Origin of the sequence: Bacillus sp. 22-7, from assembly GCF_010628845.1 — a bacterium.
Taxonomy (GTDB): domain Bacteria; phylum Bacillota; class Bacilli; order Bacillales; family Cytobacillaceae; genus Cytobacillus; species Cytobacillus firmus_B.
Genome location: NZ_NJQY01000012.1, coordinates 1 through 3,280, shown reverse-complemented (window position 1 = coordinate 3,280; position 3,280 = coordinate 1). Strand labels below are relative to the sequence as shown.

The 3,280-nt window shown below is 39.0% G+C and carries 5 protein-coding genes; 2 read left to right on the top strand and 3 right to left on the bottom strand.

Going from position 1 to position 3,280, the window contains the following annotated elements; translation table 11 throughout:
• Positions 1 to 135: 135 nt before the first annotated feature.
• Both CE058_RS10105 and CE058_RS10100 read right to left on the bottom strand, forming a co-directional pair.
• Positions 136 to 648, bottom strand: a complete 513-nt coding sequence (locus CE058_RS10105; protein WP_035327895.1) for a NuoB/complex I 20 kDa subunit family protein — start codon at positions 646 to 648, stop codon at positions 136 to 138.
• A complete protein-coding gene (locus CE058_RS10100; protein ID WP_035327896.1) occupies positions 639 to 1,013 on the bottom strand; it encodes an NADH-quinone oxidoreductase subunit A in 375 nt (124 codons plus the stop codon). Before CE058_RS10100 ends, CE058_RS10105 begins: the two co-directional genes overlap by 10 nt.
• A gap of 532 nt (positions 1,014 to 1,545) precedes the next feature.
• Here CE058_RS10100 and CE058_RS10095 point away from each other — a divergent pair.
• Positions 1,546 to 2,268, top strand: coding sequence for a LysM peptidoglycan-binding and 3D domain-containing protein (locus CE058_RS10095; protein WP_048007949.1), 723 nt, complete (start codon positions 1,546 to 1,548; stop codon positions 2,266 to 2,268).
• A gap of 62 nt (positions 2,269 to 2,330) precedes the next feature.
• Here CE058_RS10095 and CE058_RS10090 read toward each other — a convergent pair whose 3' ends face one another.
• Complete coding sequence (locus CE058_RS10090) at positions 2,331 to 2,558, bottom strand: hypothetical protein (protein ID WP_163142322.1); 228 nt, start codon at positions 2,556 to 2,558, stop codon at positions 2,331 to 2,333.
• Between the two features lie 367 nt (positions 2,559 to 2,925).
• Here CE058_RS10090 and CE058_RS10085 point away from each other — a divergent pair, with 367 nt between their 5' ends.
• Positions 2,926 to 3,114: a hypothetical protein gene (locus tag CE058_RS10085; RefSeq protein ID WP_048007947.1), complete on the top strand. Its 189-nt coding sequence runs from the start codon at positions 2,926 to 2,928 to the stop codon at positions 3,112 to 3,114.
• The last annotated feature ends 166 nt before the right edge of the window (positions 3,115 to 3,280 follow it).

Below are 3,280 nucleotides of genomic sequence, written 5' to 3'. Positions count from 1 at the left end.
ATCCATGTCTTCTGCAGGTGTCTCTTCCTTTGTTTCTCCCTGCTCTTTCGCTTTCATTTTAGCCAGGGCCGCTGCCTTCGCTTTTGCTGCAGCCTCTTTTTTCAGCTGTTCAAGATCTTTTTCTCCGCTCATAGGTTAGATCACCTTCTTCCCAGTCTTAGCCTCATAACGGATTTTCTCTTTTAACTTATTAATTCCATAAATCAATGCTGCCGGGTTCGGCGGGCATCCTGGTATGTATACATCAACAGGGACAATCTGGTCGACCCCTTTAACTACTGAGTAAGATTTCACATATGGCCCACCCGCAGTTGCACAGGATCCCATCGCGATCACCCATTTTGGTTCAGGCATCTGATCATAAAGACGGCGGACAATAGGCGCCATTTTCTTTGTTACTGTACCTGAAACAATCATGACATCAGACTGACGGGGAGATGTGCGGAAAAAAGAACCAAAACGGTCCAAATCGTAATGCGATGAACCTACACCCATCATTTCAATGGCACAGCAAGCAAGCCCGAAGGTCATTGGCCACAATGAATTGCTCCGCGCCCACGCTTTAATCTGTTCCAAAGTTGCCATAAACACATTGCGCTGCAGTTCTTCCATTTCTTCCGGTGTAATATTATCCAACTTTAAATCCATTTCAGCACCTTCTTTTTCCATGCATAAACAAGTCCAATTATTAGCATAAATACAAAAATCAGCATCTCAATCAATGCAAAAATACCAAGCTTCTCATATGCCACTGCCCACGGGTACAAAAATACTGTTTCCACATCAAAAATGACAAACATCAGGGCAAAAATATAATAGCGGACATTGAACTGCACCCTAGAATCATGGAATGGCTCAATCCCGCTCTCATATGTGGTATACTTCGTATCATATGGCTTATAGGGCCGCAAAAGCTTTCCCAAAAACAAAGCCACCACAGGCAGCAATACGCCCAGGCACAAAAACACGAAAACTATCAAATAGTTATTCTGGTATAAATTCCAAAGCTCCATGCCCATCCCCTCCAATGCTGAAAATTTTCACAACATTTAAACATGTAACCGTAACCATTATACACCCTACTCTCCCATGTGTCGACACAACCTCAGACTATTATTGGAAATTCTCAATGGACGCATAATTGGATCTCCGGAAGAGAATTTACATAACCACTTTTGACACATCTTCCTTAGATTATATGAGCTTGCCCCCTGTCAATATCCATTAAATTCTTCTTTATATTTATCTACCATTAAAAAACAAATTTTCTTCTTTGTCAGTGAGATATGTAACACAACCAGCGAATTTTTTCTTTCTTGCATACATAGGAAAAACTTTCTATTTAAACCAACTTAAGGTTCGAATATATCAAATATGACTATATCTAAGGCTTTACGTCCATCCAGTATGAACATTATGATGTTTTGCCATTTCTTCGTTATTTTCCTGAAATGTGCGTAATTTAATTATAACCTCTCTGTTCTTTTACTCAGAATTTTCTGTGCTAGCATAATAATTGTCAACTAAGTTTATAGGAGGTTTAACATGAAAAAGTATTTTTATTATCTGCTCGCGAGCTTAATCATCTGGAGCACAGCAGGTGTAAGCGCATATGCAGAAGAAGTAACTGTAAATAAAGGGGATACCCTATGGTCCATAGCACAAAAACACGAAGTGTCCGTTCAGGATATTAAAAACTGGAATGGCCTATCCGGGGATCTGATTCACCCAAATGACAAGCTTGATGTTTCACCTGAAGAAATATACATAGTAGAATCCGGTGATACTCTCTGGAATATTGCCAAAACATACAACATAAGTGTACATAACCTTAAGAAGTGGAATCAGCTGAAATCCGATTTTATAAAACCTGGATTAGAGCTAATCATCTATAAAAATGAATCAGTGAAAAAAGAAGCATCTAATCCTAAGACCGTCGTAAAAGCAGCAAACACCAAAGAGCCTGCAGCAAAAGAAGGCAAAGTTCTGACTGTTACTGCAACTGCCTATACAGCGAGCTGTGAAGGATGTATCGGCATTACAAAAACAGGAGTCAATCTTATCGATAACCCGGATGAAAAAGTAATTGCAGTTGATCCGGACGTAATTCCTTTGGGTTCTAAAGTATTTGTAGAAGGATATGGCTATGCAACTGCCGAGGATATTGGCGGCGGAATTAATGGACATGAAATTGATGTGTTTATTCCTGGAGAGCAGGATGCACTGCAGTGGGGAAGAAAAGATGTAAAGGTTACAATTCTAAATTAAACAAAAGAGGTCTCTCACTGCAGGGACCTCTTTTTTCAATTGCTCTATACATTTATAGGCTGCTAATTGATCAAGTGTGTTTCAGATACCCGGCAAAAAGCTTTTAATAGATTTTGCATACACCTAATCCGGATCGCTTCGTCAAATAAGAACACATTGAATATCTCCGCTTCAAGCATAAGGAATACTTTCATGGCAGCATCATCCTTATTGCTTATATGATTATTTGTAAAATAGCTGATTAATTCTCTTTCATAATATTCTACCGTTCCAAATAATACAGTCGACAAGGATCTCACCCCCTGGTTTTCTAAACCTTGTCTATTATTAAAACTAAATATTCAATTTTGTACGTCGATAACTGTCTAGCTCCACAAGGAAAGCTTCGTCAGCGATACATCGCTCGACCGAAAGCGGCAGCTTTTGGGAGGACGTGGCGATCTTAGTATGCGTTCTTACGTGGGCAAGGCGCTTTCGCTTTTCTAAGCATGTTGCTACTATATGACTCTATTCTCTAGGTTTCAACAAAATCTGACACTTTTAACAAAATAGTTAAGATGGCGATTCCTTTTTAATATAAATGAAATATAGCTGTTTCCTTTGAAATTTATTTTTGTGATAAAGTTATATTAAGAGCTTAGATTAGGAGAATTACTTATGACTAAAAACAACTGCCCGGCTATTCAAAAATTCGATGAGCTCGTTACTAAAAGCAATGAGCTAAAAAGGGAGCTGGATGTCACTCCTTTTGAAGATAAACAAAAGTTCATGAGCCTTCTTAAAAAGCTCATAACCGTGCATAAGAATTTAGATCAATTAACCCTATATGACCAGACAAAGTATTAAAATAGATGAAGGACAGGCAAATGCCTGTCCTTTCTTCATGTATCAGCATCAACCACTCACCCACCAACATATCAACCATCTATAAAGTGAAACTCCAATCAGTGGGGGTTTTCCTTATCCCCCACTGATTGTTAGTCGCGTTCTAGTGTCGCTAAGATCTCCGCTA

Coding starts and splice junctions, on each gene's coding strand:
- CE058_RS10100 (WP_035327896.1), bottom strand. CDS start 1,013: ATGGAGCTTTGGAATTTATACCAGAATAACTATTTGATAGTTTTCGTG.
- CE058_RS10095 (WP_048007949.1), top strand. CDS start 1,546: ATGAAAAAGTATTTTTATTATCTGCTCGCGAGCTTAATCATCTGGAGC.
- CE058_RS10085 (WP_048007947.1), top strand. CDS start 2,926: ATGACTAAAAACAACTGCCCGGCTATTCAAAAATTCGATGAGCTCGTT.
- CE058_RS10105 (WP_035327895.1), bottom strand. CDS start 648: ATGGATTTAAAGTTGGATAATATTACACCGGAAGAAATGGAAGAACTG.